Source organism: Pseudoalteromonas sp. B160, from assembly GCF_037162485.1.
Classification (GTDB): Bacteria; Pseudomonadota; Gammaproteobacteria; order Enterobacterales; family Alteromonadaceae; genus Pseudoalteromonas; species Pseudoalteromonas rhizosphaerae.
Genome location: NZ_JARLUX010000001.1, coordinates 916,376 through 938,705 on the forward strand (window position 1 = coordinate 916,376; position 22,330 = coordinate 938,705).

Below are 22,330 nucleotides of genomic sequence, written 5' to 3' on the forward strand. Positions count from 1 at the left end.
ATCACAGCGAAGATATTAACCTTGGCTGGGAATTAAACGCCAAATTTGGTGCTGATATGATTAATCCTGGTGAAGGCTTTATTGTTGAAACGGGGATCGACAAAGCCTGGGCGAGCGATTCATCCACCCTGTTTAGATTTAGCGGCGGCTTAAATGCCGAAATTGGTACTGAACTTGAAGATCGTGTCGCTTTATTTTCTAAAGGGCAAGTTAACCTGCGTCTCTCCCCTTTATTTGCCTTGTATGGTCATATAAATGCACAGTGGCAAAATACCGAATTCGCTGAACAACCACTTGCTGTAGGTGGTGAAGAAGGTATGCGCGGCTTTCCACAAAGTTACCAACATGGCACACAAAGTATACAAGCTAGCGCAGAGATACGTATATATCCAAACATAAATTTATATCAAATTGCCGATGTAGGTTTTGTGGGCTTTGTCGATGTTGGGCGTGCCTCTGGCAAAGTGCAAACACCTAATATCACTGATAGTACGCTTAGTAGTGTTGGTTTAGGTATTCGTCTGTTCTCATCGCGCTCTAGTAATGACAACGTCGTACATATCGATTTAAGTAAACCCCTTGGTAATTACCAAGCGGTCGACTCATGGCAACTTGGATTATCGGTGGGTACAACTTTTTAATTTGTATCGACTAGATTTGTTACATAAAATTAGTCTATAACATATTTAAATGTGTATTTTTTATAGCGATCGCAAGTAAGATAAGGCATCGGCAAAACAAAAATGTCGATGCTAAAGATCATTTAAAATGTCAGTAAATCCGATACAGAACAGGAAGTTTATGCCAAATCGTTTATTTATATTAAGTTGTATAGCACTACTAAATGGCTGCACAACGTTAAGTCAAGATGAGTGTAAAGTCGCTAATTGGCAAAGTTTAGGTTATGAACACGGCGTAAATGGTGGTGATTATGCCGATGGTATAACAAAGATCGCGACGTGTAACGATTACAATATTACCCCAAACATAGCACAATTTAAAAGTAGCTACGAAAGTGGTTTAGCGGTGTATTGTCAACCTGAAAACGGCTTTACTCTTGCTATGCGCGGAGTCTCGTATAACGGTGTATGTAACAGCCGTGCATTTCGAAAAGCGTGGGAAGAAGGTAACGACCGTTATCAAATTCAACAACGTCGTATAGAAATTGATAACCGTATAACCGAGCTAAAACAACAACTCTCTGAACTTAATCAGCAATTAAACAGCAATAACATCACGCAAACGCAGCGTAAAGAGCTAAATACACAGCAACGCCAATTAGAACGTGAGTTAAAGGACTTAAGACGCGAAAAATCCTTATTACCACTATTGAATAAAGCCTCAACAGTTGAAATTACCTTTCCTTAATTACCTTCTGCCCAGCCTGTAATAATAGGGCTGGGTTAATGCAAAAAGCGAAAGCAAAATTCAGATTAAAAAAAACCACTGTAATTTATGTGAATAAGTCTTAACTTGAACTGTCAAAGCAAGTCTGAGCCAGTAAACACTGCTCGAGTTTAACTAATTCTGACAATATATTAAGAGCTTTATAGTAGCGATGAAGCCCTCACGCAGAGGGCTTTGAATCCTTATAAAAAATAATGCGGCAGAGCACTAATATTAGCTGAAAATTAAAGAAACATACCGCCAGACGCTTCAATTCGCTGTCCCGTAATCCAGCCGCTGTCTTCACTAAGCAACATGGCAACGGCTTTACCAATATCGTCAGCCTCCCCAACCCGACCCAAAGCGGTAACAGATGCCACCATTTGGTTCACTTGTTGGTTGTCACGCACATTACCACCGCCAAAGTCTGTCGCAATAGCACCTGGTGCCAAGGTATTTACGCGAATTTGTCGGTTTGCGAACTCTTTTGCCATATAGCGTGTCATGACTTCGACTGCACCTTTGGCCATCGCGTAGGCACTTGAACCTGGCATACTAAAACGTGCCAAACCTGAAGAAATATTGAGAATATGACCGCCGTCTTTAATATGCGGTAATAATGCTTGCGTTAAAAAGAAAGGTCCCTTTACATGGATTGCCAGCATATTTTCTAGCTCTTCATAAGTGGTTTCTTCAACACTTACCCGTAAACCTACGCCAGCGTTATTTAACAAATGATCGAAATCGCTTCGTGCAAATTCATTGGTCAACAATCCGTCAACCTGACTAACAAATTCAGGAATGGCATCAAAATCGCGCGTATCCAATTGAAGGGCAAAGGCTTTTTGGCCTTTTTGTTGAATCTCTTCAATCACATCTTGTGCCGCTTGAACATTATTGTGATAAGTAAAAATAACGTCTATGCCTTTGTCAGCTAACGCTAAAGCACTGTTTCTTCCTAACCCACGGCTAGCACCAGTAATAATTGCTAATTTATTCATCACTCTCTCCAATCTATTCTGTAACAATTTTAAAACCTTAAACCATAGCGGCTCTGACCACGTAGAACAGAGTAGATAATTTATTGTGTTCGATATACATGACAAAAGTGATAACATTGTTCGGATAAAACAAACAAAGGTAGAAGATATGGACAAGTTTGAAGCCATGCAGCGCTTTGTATTGGTTGCTCAATTTGGCAGCTTTACCAAGGCAGCAGACGCACTTGGCCTGCCAAAGTCAAGCGTATCAAGTGCTATTCAAGGGCTTGAAAGTGAATTAGGCACGCGGCTTTTTCATCGCAGCACGCGCAGCGTCACCTTAACTCAAGACGGCGAGACTTACTTACCACAGTGCCAAGTTCTGCTCGCCGAGTTAGACGCTTTGGCAAGCCAGTTCCAACGTAACTCTGATGATGTTCGCGGGGTACTCAGAGTCGACATGCCTAGTCGTTTTGCCACAACGGTTGTCATTCCGCATTTATCCGACTTCCTCGAAAAATACCCCAACATACGCCTAAAGATCAGCAGCGCAGATTATCGAGTTGATATAATTAAAGAAAGCATTGATTGCGTCATTCGAGTGGGTAATCTTGACGATAGCAGCCTTATCGCTCGCCCATTAACGCTGTACCGAAGCGTAAATTGTGTGTCGCCAAGCTATGTTGAAAAATATGGTATTCCACAGAGTCTTGCAGAATTAGCCAATCATAAACTGATCGAATATTCTCATACGCTTGGTAATCTCGATGCCCAATTTGAATACATGGAAGGCGACAAGGTAAAACAACAATCCATGCCAAGTAGCCTAGCGGTTAATGGCACAGATGCTTATTTAGATGCTTGCTTAGCAGGGCTTGGCATTGCCCAACTCCCCGCGATTGGTGCAGAAAACCTCATCAAGAAAGGCCTACTAATTTCTGTCCTACCTCAATTTGAAGCCGAGCCAATGCCGGTGTCTTTACTCTATTCATCACGTAGACAACCAACTAAACGCCTAACTGTATTTATGAATTGGCTGCAATCAATCACCCTAGCAAGGTAATAAAAGTCACAGCGCTTTGGGTCACGTTATTGAACACATCTATTGTGAAAACCGCCTTGTACTTATTCCAAAAAGGTTCACTTGAAAATATTTTAAGAACTAAATTTTTTACGTAGACTCACTCTCAATATAATTCACTGCTTCCCAGTTAAGGGCACTATGAAATATAAACAGTATTTTTGAAATCTTGAGGGTTATCGCTCACAGCCGTAATATCGGCAAAGTGGTAGAAGCGGACATTGATGATTCTTGATGTGTGAAGTCAAGATTTGACCCCTCTGGCTTTTGACCCCTCTGGCTTTTAATTAAAGATTTTGGCTTTAAAAAACACTACAAGCTTAGCGGCAAAGTCCATTATGTTTGTTTTTTCAACGGTCAGGTGATAAATGTTTATGACCGTTTTGGGCGTTAGTTTCCCTTTTAAGATGCGAACTAGACTGACAATTTATCGCAAAATCAGTTTAACTGACGTGACTTCGAATGACGGGCATTGGCACAATGTTCTCGTATGGTTCTGAATGACGTACGGCCGCTCTTGCCGCTCTTGCCGCTCTTGCCGTTTTTGCGACTGTCAGCAAGCAAATCTTGCATGTCTCATTATCTATTAGCCGACCATAAAACTTTGTAACGTGAAACTAAGTTTATTTGTTAGATAGCGCTCCTCCAGGTTACTAAATTATTAAACAAAAAACGGCTCAACATGAGCCGTTTATTGTTGTCTGTTACATCAATCACAATTGGCTGATTTCCTGCCCCAACTCAAACTTGCTATCGGTGACTATTTTTTCAAGCACTATCACTCTTTTAGCCAGCTGCTCTACCCTTTTCTGCATGTTATTCACCGCTTCGGTATCTGTGTCTTTTTGCAGCGCTAATATCTTCTGATTGACCTCAGATTTGTAATTAAAATAATTACGCACAAAGATGATAATTAAAATCGGTGAGGTAAGGGCTAGCATAACTAAAAATAATTCAAACATAGTGGTTCTCCTAGTAGCTGTTTTGAGTGGTTAGTTCTGATTGAGGTTGAGGTTGTGAATTAACATCGCCATTGTTGCGCCATAGTGTTTTAAAGGCTATTTCCCGTGTTTTCCCTTTACGCACCAGTATATGCACATAAATTATACTTAGAATAATGGCAGTGGCCTTGAAAAGGTTGCCTTCTAGGTCACCAGCGGCGCCGCCTGACATGCCAAATATACCGTAAGCTGCATTCATGAAAATATGCATAAACATAGGAAACCAAATGCGGTATCCACATTCACAATATAACCACGCAAACCATGTTCCAGCGATAGTTGTGATGGTTAGCGCCATAACAACAGACATAACATCATGCCCTTGGTAAATATGCCCTAGACCAAAAATAACCGAGCTAATTAATGCGGCAGGAATAAATCCCCAACGACAAAAGTGAAATAACACCCCAAATAACGCTGCCCTAAAGATAATTTCTTCAAACAACCCAGCATATACTGAGCCGGTAATAATGCCAGGCAGTGAGAGGTCTAATTCGGTACTTAAGAATGCATACCCTAAGGTCATAGGCAAACAACAAGCTACAGCTGCCAATAAGTAGTGCTGACTGCCAGACACGTTTACACCTATTACGTCATACCAAGGGTGTTGTTTAAATAATAAGACCGCCACTAAGACAAGTGGCCCGTAGATAAATAGATATTTCGCCAAGGTGTGTAAAAGATAAGTTTGTTGATCTAGGTTAAGTAATACTTCGCTCCAACTCTCGCCCCAAAAATCACGCATAAAATAGTGACAGAACATAAAGGTGGTTAATAATATTAGTGATTTGATTGTGTGATTCATAGTTACCTGCTTAGTAAGAAATTCAAAATTCGAGCTAAGCATGCCAAGCCCAATTCATCATGGCGATGAGTTAGGGCTAAAGCTGATTATTTAGGGTTTAGTGACAAAAATTTGCGGTGATTAACAAGCCTTAGGGGCGAATGACAAGGCCTTTTTTGTTGCTTCTACATAGGTTCTAGAGACGGGCACTACCAAATCGCCAGCCTGCATAGTCAATTGCAAACCACCGGCGTTACCTTGCCATAACTTAACTAAACCAAGATTTACTGCATAAGATCTATGACAACGTACCACCTGAGCGTCAGCTGGAAGCTGTTTTAACAGTTTGGTTAACGAGCCGCGCAATAACTTACGACTGCAATTTTCATCTTCGAGCATACCAAGCTCACAATAATTATCCGCAGATTTGATAAATAAAATCTGCGACAAACTGACTTGTACAATGTCATCTTTATTGTCACCTCTTAAGGTTATTTGTTTTTCTAAGGTTAGCGTAGCGTTTTTCGCTTGGCTTGACTCAAGGGCAATTGGCTGAGACTGAGTAATAGCAACTGAATGTCGATTAACTAAAAACATAAAAATAATCGGAAACAAACCAATGGCTAAAATATAAAAAACAAACAACAATTGATTCTGCCAATGCCAAACACCTAATATGGCCACCACAAAATAACTGTGATTAAATACCGCTACAAAGCCAATATACAAAGTAGCAATAAGGCCTTTTCTAATGTGGCTATTTAACCGTCTACGGCTTAATAATATCTCTATGAACCCAGCCAGCAATAAAGCACAAAAAGTCACTAAACCATAACCAGACAGACGCAGATATTTATAGGAAATAGTATCGCTGTGCGTGCCAAAAGGTTGAAACAAGAATAATATTACTAAGGTGACCACAGAAAATAGCATCGCTCTTTGAATAAGCGTTTTTTTGAGTCCAAATCATCCTTAAGCCACAACTTCACTATTTATACACCTTCTGAAATTTTCGACCGTTAAAATACCACAGTTCTACTATCTGCTTTTAAGGTTTAGATAAATAAACAATTTACAGACATTCGACCTTATCTAAAAGATGCCAAAAAACCAAAAGGGGTCAAACCAAAAGGGGTCAAATCTTGACTTCAGACATCAAACAATCCCGAAGTTTTTCTAATTGTAATTCAACCTTCTTATCTTCAATCATTAAGGCATTTAATCTACCGACAGTTTTTGATATCGCCGAATAGTGTTTAACATTAAAAACATCTGCTAATGCCTGCAAATTTAATCCCGTTAAATCTTGGCATAATTTTATAGCAAACCAGCGTGGTAAATTTTTCTCTTTTCGCCCCTTTTTAACCGTTATAATCTCATCAACTTCAACATTAAAGTGTTTAGCTAAGTAAGCTATAACATCATCTGCTGAGCGTTTTTTACTAACAAGCTTTCTTTCGCTATCTGATTTAGCAATATAGTCTTTTATGTTTTCAATAAAGTCCTCACAACCCAAAACCGACAATAACTTTTTAGCACTATAAAAAGCGCTTATTTCTTTATTGTTTTCATATTCAACAAATTGCTTATAAGCAGCATATTTACGCTTTTTGCCTTGCAGCGAAAATATAAAGTCTCGAACGAGCCATTTAGGCGTCGATCCCCTTCTAATGAAAACTGGATAACTAGACCATTTATACTTAGCAAGCTCTTCTACCAACGGTATGTTCGTTTCAATTGGGTTACGATGAATATACCGACTAACATGCAATAAATAGTTATCAGCATCCACCAGCACCGCTTTGTAGCGCCCTCTAAACAGCGCACCATCGGTGTTATGTACTCTATTAAAGTATTGGGTGTAAAGGCCATTAATATGCTTCATGGCTCGGCCTAAATTTGCATCAGGGGTTTTGATTAGCAGGTGGTAATGATTGGTCATTAAACAATATGAATGCACTTCAATATTAAAGCGAAAATTTGCTTGCTCAATACAATGTAAAAAATACTTAAAGTCGTTATCACTTAAAAAGATATTTTCGCGCCCTCTCCCTCGATTCATTACATGATAAAACGCATTTTCATACTCTATTCGCAGCGGCCTAGACATAGTAATTCACTCAATGAGTAGTAAACTATAAATCTAGACCCTTGATGTCTGAAGTCAAGATTTGACCCCTTTTATTCAAAACCGACAATAACTTTTTAGCACTATAAAAAGCGCTTATTTCTTTATTGTTTTCATATTCAACAAATTGCTTATAAGCAGCATATTTACGCTTTTTGCCTTGCAGCGAAAATATAAAGTCTCGAACGAGCCATTTAGGCGTCGATCCCCTTCTAATGAAAGCTGGATAACTAGACAATTTATACTTAGCAAGCTCTTCTACCAACGGTATGTTCGTTTCAATTGGGTTACGATGAATATACCGACTAACATGCAATAAATAGTTATCAGCATCCACCAGCACCGCTTTGTAGCGCCCTCTAAACAGCGCACCATCGGTGTTATGTACTCTATTAAAGTATTGGGTGTAAAGGCCATTAATATGCTTCATGGCTCGGCCTAAATTTGCATCAGGGGTTTTGATTAGCAGGTGGTAATGATTGGTCATTAAACAATATGAATGCACTTCAATATTAAAGCGAATACTTGCTTGCTCAATGCAATGTAAAAAATACTTAAAGTCGTTATCACTTAAAAAGATATTTTCGCGCCCTCTCCCTCGATTCATTACATGATAAAACGCATTTTCATACTCTATTCGCAGCGGCCTAGACATAGTAATTCACTCAATGAATAGTAAACTATAAATCTAGACCTTTGATGTCTGAAGTCAAGATTTGACCCCTTTTATTTTTCGCAGCGGCCTAGACATAGTAATTCACTCAATGAATAGTAAACTATAAATCTAGACCTTTGATGTCTGAAGTCAAGATTTGACCCCTTTTATTTTGTGTCATTGAGAGATATTTAGATCGATATTCATTACGGGAGATAAACCGCCCATTGCTTTTCTTGTTAATAAAAATGCATGATGGGTGGTGTGGGGCTGGAGGCGAACTCCGGCTACCCGATTATAGGGCTATTTGCTTATACAACAAATCACCATAACCAGATAATATACCACCTAAAAAAATGAAAAAAGCAGTTATATATAGCGATGTGTTTTTAAGAAGTTTAAAGCGCCGCTCTTTATAAATTTCACATAGTAATTCTGCAGGGTGAATAACACTGGCCAAATTATTTAATTTTATTAAAAATACTGCTTCGCCAAATACAGCAAATAACGGAATAATAGCCCCCGCTCGTTGAATTCTTTTTCCGACACTCTCATCAATTAAATCACAACTAATCCAACCAACAACACACATCGTAGATAGAATTACAAAGAAGCACCATAAGGCGAAATATTTCCATATTTTGCCTGCATCCTTATTAACTGACATGCGCAAAGATTCAGGGAATCCGTCATAGATATCCTTTAACGGTCTTTTATAGTCATCTTCTTCAGTTGCCAATTAATTACCCTTATTAAAGTGATGGATGAACTGCCCTATAACGAGGCTGTAGAATAACTCTAACAGCCAAATTCAATTAAAAAACGAGCTCCTGTAATTAACTCTAAGCGTTTTTAAAACACTAGGCAATGCATTTGGAACCCATAAAACAGACTGTTTTTCTTAAAAAAGAGTAATTCTACAGCCTCAACGCCTTGCTAAGGTGTGAGTAACGCAATGCAAAAGCTACAGCACAGCGCCTTAATCACATAAGCCACCGTAAAGTAAAAATGCCACGCGTTACGAATCACTCTTAAGCAACTTGTTAGCTTTATCTATGCTATTACTTAATTTTCTCGACAATTCTATGTAATTAATCGCTGACTCCTTAGTTGGCATAAAGCTCTCTTCATGAGCAGCTTTATTACGAAGGCTCCTTAGCTCATGAAATAGATCCAGTTCAGTTGCTGAGATAAGATCATACTTAGCTAAAGAACGATAAACATCTAGGAGCGGCCTAGATTCTGGCCCGGTTCATAGAGTCCCTTTTCAACTACGACTTTCCTCGCTGACAACTCTATCCCTTGCCATGCTTCTAGAATTGCCGATCTTGGGTTTATCTCACTCAATTGATACAATTTCTCTTCATGCTTATTAAGTGGTTTATCATCAAGGAAATCGTCAGCATTTCCTCGTAGAGCCTTTACCTCTCGAGTGAACTCAGCTTTCTCAAACTCAGCTTCGACAGGGCCTGCCTTGAACTTTTTGACATTTGGTATCATTTTTTTAATGCTAGACTTCAACGTTAAAACGATAACTACTACTGTAAGGGGCCAAGCTAATGCAGAAACTAAACCACTTATAAAAGTTAACCAATCCAAGATTTTTCCTTACTGTTACAAATAAAGCTAACAGCTTATTCAAAGGATCTAAACCCGCGAGTTGCAGACAGTAAACCCTTTGAGTTTTTTAATACTTTTAGTCTAACTCTGTATCTAAATGTAAATCAAGAGATTTATATTTGTTGTTTTTTTGTTGTTGTAAAATACAAGAAATAACCCCGCGAGTTGTTGAAAAAACAAACACGACTTATAAATGCAAGAAAATAAAGCACATAAAATAAAAGTGACACTCACATTAAAAACTACTCATAGCTGTCTTTCAGATGAAATATAAACCTATTTTTCAAAACTATGAGATCAGATATCAGCCACTGTAATTTATGCGTCTTCTTCTTTACTGATCAGATCAACCATGCGTTGACTAATCTCGTCATCGCTGAGGTCTTCTTTATGAGTGCCTATTGTCCATACATGGCCAAATGGGTCTTGTAATGTACCGGCCCTATCACCGTAAAATTGGTCATGTACTGGGCGTATTTCTTTACCACCTAAGGCAACCGCATTAGCAAATACGGCATCTACATCTGCAACGTAAAGCATTAAGCTCACAGGCGTGCCGCCAAGCTCATCAGGGCTTTTAAAATGCGCTTCAGGGCACATATCTGAAAGCATAATATGCGAATCACCAATTTTAATTTCTGCGTGAGCAATCCCGCCATCTGGCAGCGGCATTTGCATAATGAGCTGGGCATTAAATACCTTCTCATAATACTCTATTGCTTTTGCTGCGCCGTTAATTATCAAGTAAGGAGTAATTGCATGATACCCCTTTGGTATTGCTGAAACCGTCATTTTACGCTCCAAATATGTGACCTTATTAAATAAAGGTTAGTCGATATCAGCTGAAAGTCAGCTTTACAAAAATGAAAACTAAATACTCTGGTTTAAGTAATAAAGTGGTTCTAGCCCTTTAAAAATAAATATCTCCCCCAAGGTCTATAAACACAGTGAGCAATTTAGCTATTTTTTGAAGGAGTTAATGATGAGCAAAACATTAATCATAGGCGCAAGTGGCCAGATTGGTAAAATAACGACACAGTTACTACTTAATGATCAGCATCAGGTTGTCGCTCTCGTACGTGATAAAAATAAGTTAAGCGATTTAAGCAGTCCCTACCTCAGCGTGACCGAGCAAGATCTCGAGGGTGACTTTAGCCAAGCATTTACAGGCTGCGAACAGGTAATTTTTGTTGCCGGTTCTGGCGGAAATACCGGCGATGATAAAACATTATTAATTGATTTATGGGCTGCGGTTAAAGCCGTAAATTATGCAAAGCAATATGATATAAAAAACTTTATTATGGTCAGTTCAATTGGCGCAGATGATCCTGATGCAACAGAAAGCGATTTAAAACCTTACTTAGTTGCTAAACATATGGCTGACGAACATCTAATCAATAGCGGCCTAAATTATACTATTGTACGCCCAGGTTCACTTACCAACGACAGTGCTTCATTGCAAATCACCACACAACGGCCAAGTGAACGTAAAGATGCAAAAGTCAGCCGTGAAAACGTGGCAAATGCCTTGTTGCAAGTGGTAAAAACGGCTCCTGGTGACAACCGAATATTTGAGTTATTTGATGCCAATTAAAGCCTATATCTGGCTGTAATTACAGAAATACCAGGAGCTATAGCAGAATAATTTTCTGTATGCTCCTGCTGTTACTTAGCCTAACAATATTTATTAGTTTGGTGATTCAATGTATTACGCTAAACGTTATAGCGTTGAACTTTATATTGAATTACCAACTAATATTTTGAACACTCTGACCTTAAACCCTGTTTAGTAATCAATATTACTCCTGACTTTAAACAGCACATCGCCAATTTTCAAATCATTATATTTGGGTTGTGCAACCTCAATGTTATCTGCATCAATCAGTGTTTTTAGTAATTTAATTTGCTCGGGATTATCGATAGTCATGTATTTTGATTGCCATTGAGTGCCATCATGCAACCACAGATTAGCTTCAGTAGAGTGATTCGATTCATCTATAAATACATAATCGAGTTGTTCATCTTGGTTTAAATCTATGGCGATAAAATAAAATGAATGACTTTTAAGCGGTGTCCAGCGGTTGAAATGTAAGCTCTCGAATACAGCCTGAATTAACTCATCCGAAAACACCTGCTGCCTAGGCCAAAACGTCGAGTGCGTAACAAACTCTGTTATTGATGTTTGCTCGGCTAAAGCCTCAAACTCTGGATTATCTGGGTTGACATACATTCGCTCAATGATCATTGCTTGCTCTGGATGAGTACTCTGAATTTGCGCTTGTAACTTTTGCATTGCAAGATAGCCTTGGCGTCCTAAATTACTTGAGAAGTAATAATAATCAAATTCTTCAATACTCACGTCACCTTCATTTAAGCGCGCGATTTGACTCTCGGTAGATAAACGCTGAAAATTCAAAATTGGCGAGTTCACTAGTAGCATGAATATTAAAATCACTACCCCCATCACAATATTAACTTTGCTTTGCACTTGTTGCCATGCATCGCGCTTTTTAACGATCCCGACTAAATACCCGAATGAAAAACACGCAAGTAAAAGACACACTAAAATAGCCCAGCAGCGACCCACCGTGATCCCGTATTGTTCAACTCTAAGCCAAATGCCATAAGCGGCAATCACACTGTAAATTGGTAATAAAGCAATACCAAAAAATACTAACCTGTGTATTACAATTTTATAAGGTCGCTGATCAGCAGCGTATTGATAAACCGTATTCACAAAAAATAAAGTGAGTACCTGTAACCATAAAACTAACGAGCTACCACTGCCTGTTTGCCATAATTTATCTAGCCCCGTAAACGGTAGCGTCGCTAAAAAGCCTAAAGAAATAACCGTAAGTACTGGCAGTAAAAACTTAATCAAGGTTTGCAATAAAAATGAGATGTTATCTTCTATATGCATAACCCCTCTAAAGATCACCGTGGCAAAACCGAACGCTAAGGTTAAAGTTGGGATCCAAAACCAGTCTTTTTTGAGTAGCTCAGAGAAAAATGTAATCTCTAACGCATTAAATAGCGCCGCTCCTAACTGCAAAATTCCCCAGAAAATTAAAACGAATAACCAACACTCTGCAAACAAAATAAAGTTACGCCATGAGAGCTTGACTAATTGGCTATAACTAATTGCTTCATTACCAATCAGTTGTTGGATATACATAAGTGCTTTAAAGCTGGCAATTAAGGCTGTGAATATAAAAATGGCCGTTAAAGCATCGTTATTAACCAGCGCAATAGGGTATTGCTGAGCACCAATATAAGCACCAAGGAGTGATAACAACAGACTAAATGGTAACAAGTAACTAAGCAGTTTTTTAATATTAGCTTGCTCTACAGCAAGTAAAGTCAGTAGCACAAAACTAATGGTAAAAGTAACTAAAGAAAACAACCAAACTGGCTCTGTCGCAGGCCATAGCTGATTTTCAACACTACGATATAACAAAGTAAGAACAATGCCTTGCACTAAGGAAAGTACAAAAATAAAAGGTTTAGGTAGTTGATTATCCATATCTATCACTCAGGTTTTTCATCAGTGTGCGATAAATGTACCTTTTATTCAATGATGATTACATTTTCAAGTAAAAGTCTTTACATAAAGCTATATACTCATCGCTATATTGAGCCCCTTGGCCATGAATCGTTAAGCTGGTCAGCTCGCATTCTTGCATCTGATAAGCAAAGCACATTAAACTCCTGCTCGGCGCTTTAGTGGCAGTAGTTTGTACTAAACAATGGCGCACTAAATACAAACCTTGTAATTGCGCTTGTGCAATAAACAACTGCGCCTCAGGGCAAGGTAGGATCACATTTAAAAAAGCATTTTGGTGACTAAGGTGTTTGAATGCAGTGATTAACTCACTAAAACTTAAGCTATCTGTATGACGTGCGGTATTACGGGCTAAGTCCTGCCCTTTTAAACTGGCATTAAAATACGGAGGGTTACTGATCACAACATCAAACTCAGTTGTGGTGGTTACTTGCTGAATAGCTTTTTGCATCAGTGTAATATCTGGCCATGGGCTATTTGTAAAATTTTGCTGCGCATCAGCACATGCATTGGCATCAATTTCAACAGCATTAACCTGCATAGTTGGTTTGCGTTGCTTGCACATTAATGCCAACAACCCAGTACCTGTGCCAATATCAAGTAACCGCTGTGAAGTAGTTAAGTCAGCCCATGCACCGAGTAAAATTCCATCCGTCGAGACCTTCATCGCACTGCGCGTTTGCGCTACTTTAAATTGTTTAAACACAAAGCCTGACATTTTTTCACCTTTTCATTCACCAACTGGCGGATAGCGCGTATAATTACCAGCAATTGTCCTCTATTTTTGACACTCTATGCAATTTTCTGATTTTGATATTGATAACAAGATACTACAAGCCGTTGCTAAAATGGGTTACGAAACCCCAACTAGCATTCAACAACAAGCGATCCCTGAAGCGCTGCAAGGCCGTGATATTTTAGCCTCCGCACCAACCGGTACTGGTAAAACAGCGGCATTTTTGATCCCGGCGATTCAATACTTACTTGATTTCCCGCGTCGCGAGCCTGGTTTTGCCCGTGTTTTGATCATGACTCCAACGCGCGAGTTAGCTTATCAAATTCATGAACAGTGTGAACTACTTGCTAAAGGCACTAACCTTAAAATTGGTGTTGTTACTGGCGGTATTAACTACGGTACGCATAAAGAAATTTTTGAAAAAAATAACGATATATTAATCGCCACACCAGGGCGATTAATGGAATATTTAGAAACCGAAAACTTTCATGCCGAAAACGTCGAGATGCTTATTTTAGACGAAGCAGACCGCATGTTAGACATGGGCTTTCGTAAAGAAATGATGCGTATTTGTGAAGAAGCAAAAAATCGTCGTCAGTGCTTTTTATTCTCAGCCACTCTTGAAGGCGATAGCGTTGAACGATTTGCAGAGCAAATTTTAAAAGATCCAGCCCTATTAGAAGCTGAATCTTCACGTAAAGAAAAAGCTAAAATCCACCAATGGGTACACATTGCTGATGATTACAACCATAAATTAGCAATGTTGGTTGAAATACTAAACAGTGAAGACTTAAGCAAAGCTATTGTGTTTGTTAAAACCCGTGATCGCCTAGAAACATTAGTCGGCGAGCTGACCAATGCTGGGGTTCGCGCAGCCTGGTTACGTGGCGAGATGCCACAAGACAAACGCATGAAGGCAATGGAAAATTTCCACAGTGGCCGTACAAGAATATTAGTTGCGACTGATGTTGCCGCCCGCGGTATTGATGTGGCTGATATTAGTCATGTGATCAACTTTGATATGCCACGCACAGCAGACGTGTATGTTCACCGTATTGGCCGCACTGCTCGCGCAGGTAAGAAAGGCATTGCAATTTCGTTAGTAGAAGCCCATGACATTGCAGTATTAGCCAAAATTGAACGCTACATTGAGCTGCGCCTTAAACGCCGTGTTGTTAAAGGATTTGAGCCGCGTCATAAAGAGGCTAAAGCGCCAATCAAAAAACATAAAGATCCGGTAAAAATCAAAGCCCGTAAAAAGGCCAAAGCAAAAGCCAAGAAAAAGAAATAATTCATCTGCTTTAACGCCACATAAAAAGCCGAGACTTATCATAGTCTCGGCTTTTTACATTCAGTTTTACCTACTCGCAGTAAGTTATTAAACCCTCTCATAGCAGTCATGCAAATTAATTATCTTGTGCTCCCCATTTAGCTTGCTCATTACAAGCTTGCAGCTACGACCATCACTTAACAAAAAATATATTGCATCGCTATAGCTGCACTAAACAGCAACTACAAATCTAAATTAGTTAGCTAATCGCCGTACTTTTTACTCAGTTGAATGTAAAAAATTCCAAAAACATTACCCAAACTTAAAACATCCCTTAAATTTCAATACGTTAAAGTTGGAATAAATATTGTAACAGTAAGCTTACTATTCACTAAACACATACAATAGATGTTATGAGGGAAATCATGGACCGCTTCAAATTAACTGTATCATTGGTATCACTTTGCTGTGTATTTTTACTCGCCTGCGCAACGCAAGTCAGTGCAGCCACTAGTACAATTATGATCAGCAGCGTTTCTCCTCAACCAACACTACAGCAGACTATAATTCATAAACTGCGTAGCAATCCAAACCTAAACCTCTCGCAACTGCGAGTACACGTTGATGGCAACAAAGTAGCCATTTATGGTCTAACCGAAACCGGCTTTGAACGCGCACTGGCACAAAAGTTTTTAGAAAACACCCAAGGTGTGGCAATTATTGAAAATAAAATGCAGGTGAGAGATTGAAGAGTTTAAAGGTGCTAGATTAAAGGTTAAAGATTAAAGGCTAAAGGTTAAAGGCTAAAGGTTAAAGGTTAAAGGTTAAAGGTTAAAGATTAAAGCAACTGATTTTATGATGTTTCAACTTAGGTGTACTTAAAACACAGAAAACGCAAATATCCAGAACATGACTTACAAAGTAAAACCCCAGCTAAACGCATAATTATGGTTTAGCTGAGGTTTATCTGTAATAAAATTAGAAATTGCGTATTTCTACCGCTGCATTATTAAACTCGAACACATTAATTTTACCGCATTGCGCAAGGTGATTAGTACTGGCATAAGGAGCCCTCGCTTGAGTTATATCATCTTCCCAGCCTTGGCCATTTTTAATAAAGGCTTTTACCTCGAACCATCCATTAACCGCTTTGCTGCAATCCATATCGACATCGAGTAGCCAATAATGTTCGCCCCAAATGTTCAGCGGTGTTACACCAAAACCATCATTAGCCACTGTTTTTTCAGCTCCCCAAGCAGCAGGCCAAATATTTGTAGTCCAATCAGTTGCAGTGCCTTGTGCTTCAATACTTTGGCCAGTTTCAATACCATACCAATCTAGGTAGTTATCGTTTGCTTTCCAAGGAGCGGTAGTGACATTGTTTAAATTATTGTGGCGAATTGGCATCGCACATTCAAAGTTACTCGTTTGGCAATTACGCCCAAGGTTTGTGTTTGCATAAACATGGTCAACCCCGCCGCGAATAAACATATCTTGGCCACTTTGTGTTTGCGCTTTAATAAATATCACTGTGCGCTGCCAATCACTAGTAGGTTCTGGGGTTGTGCTTGTGGTTAACTTGGCATTTTTATGAATAGCCATTGCATCCCACGCAGCTATATTTAAGTTTATAGTGCCATTTGCGTTAACAGTAATAACTTCACCAGTGCAACCTGATGCATCATTAGTCAACGCCCCTTTTAGCACATTGCAGTATTGCCCTGGCTGCATATCCGTTTGTACAGTGGCATTGAGTGTTGAATCTTCTTTATTAATTGCGACATGGCCAGAGCTTCCTCGACCAAACGCTATTTGATTATTTGTATTATCCCACCAATTTGTTGTGGCCCAGTTATCTGCCGTATTGTTTCTAAAATCCACCCCACCAGCGATATAAGACCAACGATGTTCGCATTGCCAATTACTGGCAAAGCATTCTAAATTACCGTTGTTATGCACTGGCACATTAGGACCGCCGGCATCAGTATTACCATGAAAGTCATAGCTCGACATTACTTTTGGATAACCATATGGGTAAGCCAACATAAATACGTTTGCTAAGTCGTACAAACGGCCATCTGCAAAGGTAATTACATTACCCGCTCCGCCATGACCACGTTGGTTATCGTGGTTATCTACAAATACCACTGCCGATGCACTTGGCATAAACCCCCACCCTTCACCAAAATTACTTAACCATGCAAGCGAGCCATTTCTAAAGGTATTGCCAAGTTCAGTGCTGTATTTAAACTCCGTAACTAAACCTGACGCTAAATACTCAGAGGCAGCAACAGCCTCGCCACCTTGATCAATTACTTCTTGAAAGACCACTGGCGAGCCATTCACTTTCGCCATTAAACTTTGAATATCACTGGCTGCAACATGTTTAGAGGCATCAAACCGAAACCCCTTAACACCAATGGCTTGTAATTCATTAATGTAAGCCGCTAATGTGTTTTGGACATACGTTGCAGCGGTATCTAAATCTGCTAGTCCAACTAACTCACAGTTTTGTACTCGGTAACGATCGTTGCCGTAGTCAGAGCCATTAATGGTGCAACTGGTGTGAAAGTCTTGTGGGCTATAAATTGGGTATTGTTTATTACCATAGGTATTACCAGCGGTGCCTGTACCACTGCCTGCAGCCATATGATTGATTAAAGTATCTACATAAATATCAACGCCAGCGGCATTACAGCGATTAACCATATCAATAAACTGCTCGCGGTTACCGCCTCGGCTTTGCAATAGGTAACTGACAGGTTGATAACGCGTCCACCATTGGCTGCCTTGTATATGTTCATTAGGCGGCGATACCTGTACCGCAGCATAGCCTTTAGGTCCTAGGTATTGTTCACATTCGAGGGCTACATCTTGCCAGTTCCATTCAAATAGATGGACGAATGTTGTTGGTGTTGCATTTGCAATCGACGTAGCACCACTTAGGGCAATGCTTAGCCCAATAGTGGTTACTATTTTTTTAATTTTCATTGTGTGTTCCGTTGTGTTGTCAAGTAATAGGTATTTTCATTTACAAAGAATTAACAATAGAGAGATTCTCACAAAATGAAAATTGAATACGTATGCAATCAAAAATTCAAAAACACCACCGATTATGGATGCTTAGCACAAATGCAGTGGCACGAGTGTATCGCTAACTTATTCTTTGTGTGTGTTGGAGTATTTATTAACGGGCAGTACAGAGCGGTAAAAACTAGTATACGGTTTTTATCTTTATTACGAATTAAATGGTACTAATCTTGAAGTTTGTGGTTAGCTTTTGCAGTTTGCTCTACAAAGTGATTATTTATGTTGCGCGTTTTTGCGATTTTGGCATTCATTAAGAACTTGCAGCTTTTGTGCAGGGCTTGCACTGTGCCACGCGAGAATTTCATCAAGGGTTCTAAAGCAACCGATACAGGTATCGTTTTTATCTAAACAACAATGCCGAATACATGGGCTACTTGGTTCTTCATTGCTCACTTTAATGTTATTCATTAATTTTACCTTCGACTTTACTTATTAGACACTAGCCTTAGTTTTAGCTCGTGTCTAATAAGTAAAGTAGATAATCGGCTAGCGATAACTAAACTATGACCACTGCCTTTTACTTGTTTTGATACTTCGCCATAAATGCGGTCTATCAGTAGAAAACTTAATACTGGTAAATATGCGCAAATCAACAACTGTATTACCAGCTGTAAATTTGTGTAAATTAGCACTATCAACAGGTAAATATTACCTGATGATAGTGCCATTTATTGTTCTGAGTGCTGGCGCTTTTCAGTGATCATCGCATCGAGTTTTTCACCGCCTTTAATACCAAAATCAAGGGTGCGAATTGGGAATGGAATACTAATATCAGCGTCACTTAGCGCTTGTTTGACTGCCACAATTGCTTTATGGCGTACGGTCATAAAGTCTGCCTCGCCAGGGTATTTTATCCAAAACCACACCAGTAAGTTGACACTACTGTCGCCAAACCCTTCAGCATAAACAGCGGTTTCGTCTTGTTTAATTACAAAATCAAATTCATTGATTTTTTTAACTATCACCTCAGCTGCCAGCTCGGGGTCATCACCATATGAAATGCCCACCGGCACTTCAATGCGGCGTACACCTAAGGTACTGTAATTACGTAATACATTACGAAAAAGTATTTTGTTAGGCACTAAAATCAATTGCCCATAAAAGTTTTCGATAAGCGTGTTGCGCAAATTTATTGAGCGCACATTGCCAAACACATCATCGGTTTTTATAACATCGCCTGTTTTAAAGGGTTTGCGAATACCCATAGCAATACCAGCGATTAGGTTCTCGGTCATATCTTGAAAGGCAAAACCAATTGCTAAACCAACAATCCCAGCACCAGCCAGTAATGACGTTACAGTGCCTTTTAGCCCTATAAAATCGAGGGCAACAAATAACCCAACACACAGTACTATCATCTTGAATATCGATGCCATTAAGTCTGCAATTTGTTGGGAGTCTAACGAGCGGCGTAAAACATTGCGCATCATCGAACCTAAAAAACGCGCGAGAATTGAGAAAACAATGGCGATGATCACCGCCACTATAAAATTAGGTATATGGCTTATTACGACATCAAACCAGCCACCGAGTTTTTCTTCAATAAGTTTTTCGGCATCGCTGATAGAAGGTATTTTTAGCATTGCTTAACCTTGATTATTTTATAAATAGTGTCAGGTTATTGCAAAATAAGCGCCAAAACTAAAAAGCCATGCATTGCATGGCTTTTAAACAGATTAATAACTAGTTTTGTTCATCTCTTAGAAATACTGGCTCCAGCTCTTTTTGGGTCGCTTCGCTACTGTAGTAGTAACCATCAACAGTAAACTTTTTTAAATCGCTTAACTGGGTAACTTTATTCTCAATAATGTAGCGAGCCATCAAGCCGCGAGCTTTTTTAGCATAAAAGCTGATAATTTTATATTGGCCGTTTTTACAGTCTTTAAAGTGTGGAGTAATGATTTGCGCGTTTAAGGCTTTTTTATCAACCGCTTTAAAATACTCGTTTGATGCTAAATTTACTAGATATTGGCTATCTTGCTCAGCGAGTACGCTATTTAGTTTATCAGCAATAATATTGCCCCAAAATTCATAGAGGTTTTTACCACGGCTGTTATCAAGCTTAGTGCCCATTTCTAAGCGATACGCTTGCATTAAATCAAGTGGTTTTAATAATCCGTAAAGGCCTGACAAAATACGTAGGTGACTTTGCGCGTAATCAAGTTGCCCGGCAGTTAAGCTGTTTGCATCTAAACCACCATATACATCGCCATTAAAAGCCATCACGGCTTGTTTAGCGTTGTCGGTAGTAAACGGTTGCGACCATTCACTAAAGCGCGCAGCATTAAGGCCTGCAAGCTTATCGCTAATTTTCATTAAACTGCCAATTTGTGCCGGCGTTAATTCGCGGCACACCGTCATCAACTCTTCGCTGTGCTCAAGTAACTCAGGTTGCGTGAATTTATCAGTGCTTGCTTGGCTCTCGAAATCTAAATTTTTTGCAGGTGAAATAACAGTGATCATAGTTAGCTATTGACTTGGAAATTATTTAATGTCAATTTCAACATTAAATGAAACGAAAAGCACGTTTTGTTTATATCAATTAGTTAGAATTGATTGGTATGATACCTACCTTATTAGCACAGCAAATTATGCTATGCACCTTCGTTCTTCACTGATACGGACATAAGACCTATTAAGCGCTGTCACAGTGCTGCAGTATAAGGTAGTTACAGTAGATTTTCTTTTAACTTGCTTGGAATGAGGAAAGCAAATGACTTCAGCTCTACAAAGGCTCAAACAACATTCATCTATCGTGGCCGACACTGGTGATATTGAAGCGATTAAAAAACACCAACCGGAAGATGCAACAACTAACCCTTCATTGCTATTAAAAGCCAGTGAAATTGAAGCCTATAAGCCGTATTTAGATAAAGCGTGGAGTTATGCTAAAGAAACCGAGCAAGACGCTGCTAAACAATTAGAACTAGCCTGTGACTACTTTGCTGTATTACTAGGTAAAGAGATCAGTGACATTGTGCCGGGTTATATTTCAACCGAAGTTGATGCACGTTTATCATTTGATACTCAAGCAACAATTGCTAAAGCACACACATTACTAAGCCTTTATGAAAAAGAAGGTGTGAGCAAAGATAAAATCTTAATCAAAGTTGCCTCAACGTGGGAAGGTATTAAAGCCGCAGAGCAACTTGAAAAAGAAGGTACTAAGTGTAACTTAACGCTGCTATTTAGTGATGCTCAAGCCCGTGCTTGTGCAGATGCTAACGTATTTTTGATTTCACCATTTGTTGGCCGTATTTTAGATTGGCACGTTGCTAACGGCTTAGAAAAACCAACTGATCCATTACAAGATCCAGGCGTGCAATCAGTACGCAGTATTTTTGAATTTTATAAGCGTCATGATTATAAAACGGTTGTTATGGGCGCAAGTTTCCGTAACACCGGTGAAATCATCGCACTAACTGGTTGCGATAAACTAACCATCAGTCCTAACCTTTTAGAAGAGCTAGGCAACCTTGAAGGTGCACAGGAGTATTTACTTGAAAGTGATATTACTAAAGAGCCTAAACCTGCACCACTAACTGAAGCTCAGTTCCGTTGGTTACATAATCAAGATGCCATGGCGACAGAAAAACTAGCTGAAGGTATTCGTTCTTTTGCTGATGCACAAGAGCAACTAGAAGCGCGTTTTAAAGCAATGTAATCGCTTTTATCGTTTAAATTAAACGTCGCATTTGCGGCGTTTTTTTATGCCTGAAAATAATCTCTATTCATTAATTTATCACTTACCTGTAACATAAATGTCACTTTTTTATTCTATTTTAGTGTGGCCTGTGGTATAGGTATTTTCGAGGTTCAAAAAATTCAATAGGAGAAGTTCATGGATAGCCTAGACGATATTTTAGAGATATTAGAAGGTCCTGATACAACAAGAAAGACCTCTCAGAAAAATAAAAAGAGAAAATGGCGCGAAATCGAAGCTTTAAAAGACAAGCAACGTTTACGTAAAGAACTACAGGAACTAGACTTTTTTACAGACAATATTGCGATTGATGAATTAGATTTTTAATTTCGCA

The 22,330-nt window shown here is 39.2% G+C and carries 23 protein-coding genes; 8 read left to right on the plus strand and 15 right to left on the minus strand.

The window, feature by feature from the left end:
• Window positions 1-56 precede the first annotated feature (56 nt).
• On the plus strand, window positions 57-641 hold the full coding sequence (locus P4S61_RS04265; RefSeq protein WP_337117833.1) for a ShlB/FhaC/HecB family hemolysin secretion/activation protein: 585 nt from the start codon (window positions 57-59) through the stop codon (window positions 639-641).
• 160 nt (window positions 642-801) lie between these two features.
• Window positions 802-1,368, plus strand: coding sequence for a DUF2799 domain-containing protein (locus tag P4S61_RS04270; protein WP_145237681.1), 567 nt, complete (start codon window positions 802-804; stop codon window positions 1,366-1,368).
• A gap of 263 nt (window positions 1,369-1,631) precedes the next feature.
• On the opposite strand, the gene P4S61_RS04275 is transcribed toward P4S61_RS04270, so the two are convergent.
• Window positions 1,632-2,387, minus strand: a complete 756-nt coding sequence (locus P4S61_RS04275; RefSeq protein ID WP_145237684.1) for an SDR family NAD(P)-dependent oxidoreductase — start codon at window positions 2,385-2,387, stop codon at window positions 1,632-1,634.
• 148 nt (window positions 2,388-2,535) lie between these two features.
• On the opposite strand from P4S61_RS04275, the gene P4S61_RS04280 reads away from it, so the two are divergent.
• Window positions 2,536-3,429, plus strand: coding sequence for a LysR family transcriptional regulator (locus P4S61_RS04280; RefSeq protein WP_145237687.1), 894 nt, complete (start codon window positions 2,536-2,538; stop codon window positions 3,427-3,429).
• A gap of 731 nt (window positions 3,430-4,160) precedes the next feature.
• Here P4S61_RS04280 and P4S61_RS04285 read toward each other — a convergent pair.
• From P4S61_RS04285 to P4S61_RS04320, 8 genes are all read right to left on the minus strand, one after another.
• Window positions 4,161-4,409: a hypothetical protein gene (locus P4S61_RS04285; protein ID WP_145237690.1), complete on the minus strand. Its 249-nt coding sequence runs from the start codon at window positions 4,407-4,409 to the stop codon at window positions 4,161-4,163.
• A gap of 10 nt (window positions 4,410-4,419) precedes the next feature.
• A complete protein-coding gene (locus P4S61_RS04290) occupies window positions 4,420-5,253 on the minus strand; it encodes a CPBP family intramembrane glutamic endopeptidase (RefSeq protein ID WP_337117837.1) in 834 nt (277 codons plus the stop codon).
• Window positions 5,254-5,373: 120 nt separating this feature from the next.
• A complete protein-coding gene (locus P4S61_RS04295) occupies window positions 5,374-6,165 on the minus strand; it encodes a LytR/AlgR family response regulator transcription factor (protein WP_220493146.1) in 792 nt (263 codons plus the stop codon).
• 202 nt (window positions 6,166-6,367) lie between these two features.
• Window positions 6,368-7,342 (minus strand): transposase, encoded by a 975-nt coding sequence (locus tag P4S61_RS04300; RefSeq protein ID WP_337117838.1) that lies wholly within the window; start codon window positions 7,340-7,342, stop codon window positions 6,368-6,370.
• A 25-nt stretch (window positions 7,343-7,367) separates the two neighbouring features.
• The gene (locus P4S61_RS04305) at window positions 7,368-8,015 is read right to left on the minus strand and encodes a transposase (protein ID WP_337117839.1); all 648 of its coding nucleotides are present in this window, start codon (window positions 8,013-8,015) and stop codon (window positions 7,368-7,370) included.
• A gap of 295 nt (window positions 8,016-8,310) precedes the next feature.
• Window positions 8,311-8,754 carry a hypothetical protein gene (locus tag P4S61_RS04310; protein WP_337117840.1) on the minus strand — a complete coding sequence of 148 codons (444 nt, stop codon included), beginning with the start codon at window positions 8,752-8,754 and terminating at the stop codon, window positions 8,311-8,313.
• 485 nt (window positions 8,755-9,239) lie between these two features.
• Window positions 9,240-9,614: a hypothetical protein gene (locus P4S61_RS04315; protein ID WP_337117841.1), complete on the minus strand. Its 375-nt coding sequence runs from the start codon at window positions 9,612-9,614 to the stop codon at window positions 9,240-9,242.
• Window positions 9,615-9,953: 339 nt separating this feature from the next.
• Window positions 9,954-10,427: a VOC family protein gene (locus P4S61_RS04320; protein ID WP_145237712.1), complete on the minus strand. Its 474-nt coding sequence runs from the start codon at window positions 10,425-10,427 to the stop codon at window positions 9,954-9,956.
• A 190-nt stretch (window positions 10,428-10,617) separates the two neighbouring features.
• Here P4S61_RS04320 and P4S61_RS04325 point away from each other — a divergent pair, with 190 nt between their 5' ends.
• Window positions 10,618-11,229, plus strand: coding sequence for an SDR family oxidoreductase (locus tag P4S61_RS04325; protein WP_337118881.1), 612 nt, complete (start codon window positions 10,618-10,620; stop codon window positions 11,227-11,229).
• Between the two features lie 192 nt (window positions 11,230-11,421).
• On the opposite strand, the gene P4S61_RS04330 is transcribed toward P4S61_RS04325, so the two are convergent.
• Window positions 11,422-13,158, minus strand: coding sequence for a DUF4153 domain-containing protein (locus P4S61_RS04330; protein ID WP_337117842.1), 1,737 nt, complete (start codon window positions 13,156-13,158; stop codon window positions 11,422-11,424).
• 58 nt (window positions 13,159-13,216) lie between these two features.
• Entirely contained in the window at window positions 13,217-13,915 is a 699-nt protein-coding gene (locus P4S61_RS04335; RefSeq protein ID WP_145237721.1) for a tRNA1(Val) (adenine(37)-N6)-methyltransferase, read from the minus strand.
• 76 nt (window positions 13,916-13,991) lie between these two features.
• Between P4S61_RS04335 and srmB the strand changes: the two genes are divergently transcribed.
• Both srmB and P4S61_RS04345 read left to right on the plus strand, forming a co-directional pair.
• Window positions 13,992-15,224, plus strand: coding sequence for an ATP-dependent RNA helicase SrmB (gene srmB / locus P4S61_RS04340; protein ID WP_145237725.1), 1,233 nt, complete (start codon window positions 13,992-13,994; stop codon window positions 15,222-15,224).
• Window positions 15,225-15,628: 404 nt separating this feature from the next.
• On the plus strand, window positions 15,629-15,952 hold the full coding sequence (locus P4S61_RS04345) for a BON domain-containing protein (protein WP_149983403.1): 324 nt from the start codon (window positions 15,629-15,631) through the stop codon (window positions 15,950-15,952).
• Window positions 15,953-16,181: 229 nt separating this feature from the next.
• Here P4S61_RS04345 and P4S61_RS04350 read toward each other — a convergent pair whose 3' ends face one another.
• From P4S61_RS04350 to yaaA, 4 genes are all read right to left on the minus strand, one after another.
• Window positions 16,182-18,194, minus strand: coding sequence for an alpha-amylase (locus tag P4S61_RS04350; protein WP_337117844.1), 2,013 nt, complete (start codon window positions 18,192-18,194; stop codon window positions 16,182-16,184).
• A 312-nt stretch (window positions 18,195-18,506) separates the two neighbouring features.
• Window positions 18,507-18,701: a DUF1289 domain-containing protein gene (locus P4S61_RS04355; RefSeq protein WP_145242920.1), complete on the minus strand. Its 195-nt coding sequence runs from the start codon at window positions 18,699-18,701 to the stop codon at window positions 18,507-18,509.
• 260 nt (window positions 18,702-18,961) lie between these two features.
• Window positions 18,962-19,876 (minus strand): mechanosensitive ion channel family protein, encoded by a 915-nt coding sequence (locus P4S61_RS04360; protein ID WP_145242916.1) that lies wholly within the window; start codon window positions 19,874-19,876, stop codon window positions 18,962-18,964.
• A 100-nt stretch (window positions 19,877-19,976) separates the two neighbouring features.
• Complete coding sequence (gene yaaA, locus P4S61_RS04365) at window positions 19,977-20,756, minus strand: peroxide stress protein YaaA (RefSeq protein WP_337117845.1); 780 nt, start codon at window positions 20,754-20,756, stop codon at window positions 19,977-19,979.
• Between the two features lie 250 nt (window positions 20,757-21,006).
• Here yaaA and tal point away from each other — a divergent pair, with 250 nt between their 5' ends.
• The gene (gene tal, locus P4S61_RS04370; RefSeq protein ID WP_182735812.1) at window positions 21,007-21,957 is read left to right on the plus strand and encodes a transaldolase; all 951 of its coding nucleotides are present in this window, start codon (window positions 21,007-21,009) and stop codon (window positions 21,955-21,957) included.
• A 177-nt stretch (window positions 21,958-22,134) separates the two neighbouring features.
• Window positions 22,135-22,323 carry a DUF3545 family protein gene (locus P4S61_RS04375; RefSeq protein ID WP_145242910.1) on the plus strand — a complete coding sequence of 63 codons (189 nt, stop codon included), beginning with the start codon at window positions 22,135-22,137 and terminating at the stop codon, window positions 22,321-22,323.
• Window positions 22,324-22,330: the final 7 nt, after the last annotated feature.

What these genes read in the sequence shown, in the direction of transcription:
- P4S61_RS04265 (WP_337117833.1), top strand. Translation starts at nt 57, where the DNA reads ATGATTAATCCTGGTGAAGGCTTTATTGTTGAAACGGGGATCGACAAA.
- P4S61_RS04270 (WP_145237681.1), top strand. Translation starts at nt 802, where the DNA reads ATGCCAAATCGTTTATTTATATTAAGTTGTATAGCACTACTAAATGGC.
- P4S61_RS04275 (WP_145237684.1), bottom strand. Translation starts at nt 2,387, where the DNA reads ATGAATAAATTAGCAATTATTACTGGTGCTAGCCGTGGGTTAGGAAGA.
- P4S61_RS04280 (WP_145237687.1), top strand. Translation starts at nt 2,536, where the DNA reads ATGGACAAGTTTGAAGCCATGCAGCGCTTTGTATTGGTTGCTCAATTT.
- P4S61_RS04285 (WP_145237690.1), bottom strand. Translation starts at nt 4,409, where the DNA reads ATGTTTGAATTATTTTTAGTTATGCTAGCCCTTACCTCACCGATTTTA.
- P4S61_RS04290 (WP_337117837.1), bottom strand. Translation starts at nt 5,253, where the DNA reads ATGAATCACACAATCAAATCACTAATATTATTAACCACCTTTATGTTC.
- P4S61_RS04295 (WP_220493146.1), bottom strand. Translation starts at nt 6,165, where the DNA reads ATGCTATTTTCTGTGGTCACCTTAGTAATATTATTCTTGTTTCAACCT.
- P4S61_RS04300 (WP_337117838.1), bottom strand. Translation starts at nt 7,342, where the DNA reads ATGTCTAGGCCGCTGCGAATAGAGTATGAAAATGCGTTTTATCATGTA.
- P4S61_RS04305 (WP_337117839.1), bottom strand. Translation starts at nt 8,015, where the DNA reads ATGTCTAGGCCGCTGCGAATAGAGTATGAAAATGCGTTTTATCATGTA.
- P4S61_RS04320 (WP_145237712.1), bottom strand. Translation starts at nt 10,427, where the DNA reads ATGACGGTTTCAGCAATACCAAAGGGGTATCATGCAATTACTCCTTAC.
- P4S61_RS04325 (WP_337118881.1), top strand. Translation starts at nt 10,618, where the DNA reads ATGAGCAAAACATTAATCATAGGCGCAAGTGGCCAGATTGGTAAAATA.
- P4S61_RS04330 (WP_337117842.1), bottom strand. Translation starts at nt 13,158, where the DNA reads ATGGATAATCAACTACCTAAACCTTTTATTTTTGTACTTTCCTTAGTG.
- P4S61_RS04335 (WP_145237721.1), bottom strand. Translation starts at nt 13,915, where the DNA reads ATGTCAGGCTTTGTGTTTAAACAATTTAAAGTAGCGCAAACGCGCAGT.
- srmB (WP_145237725.1), top strand. Translation starts at nt 13,992, where the DNA reads ATGCAATTTTCTGATTTTGATATTGATAACAAGATACTACAAGCCGTT.
- P4S61_RS04345 (WP_149983403.1), top strand. Translation starts at nt 15,629, where the DNA reads ATGGACCGCTTCAAATTAACTGTATCATTGGTATCACTTTGCTGTGTA.
- P4S61_RS04350 (WP_337117844.1), bottom strand. Translation starts at nt 18,194, where the DNA reads ATGAAAATTAAAAAAATAGTAACCACTATTGGGCTAAGCATTGCCCTA.
- P4S61_RS04355 (WP_145242920.1), bottom strand. Translation starts at nt 18,701, where the DNA reads ATGAATAACATTAAAGTGAGCAATGAAGAACCAAGTAGCCCATGTATT.
- P4S61_RS04360 (WP_145242916.1), bottom strand. Translation starts at nt 19,876, where the DNA reads ATGCTAAAAATACCTTCTATCAGCGATGCCGAAAAACTTATTGAAGAA.
- yaaA (WP_337117845.1), bottom strand. Translation starts at nt 20,756, where the DNA reads ATGATCACTGTTATTTCACCTGCAAAAAATTTAGATTTCGAGAGCCAA.
- tal (WP_182735812.1), top strand. Translation starts at nt 21,007, where the DNA reads ATGACTTCAGCTCTACAAAGGCTCAAACAACATTCATCTATCGTGGCC.
- P4S61_RS04375 (WP_145242910.1), top strand. Translation starts at nt 22,135, where the DNA reads ATGGATAGCCTAGACGATATTTTAGAGATATTAGAAGGTCCTGATACA.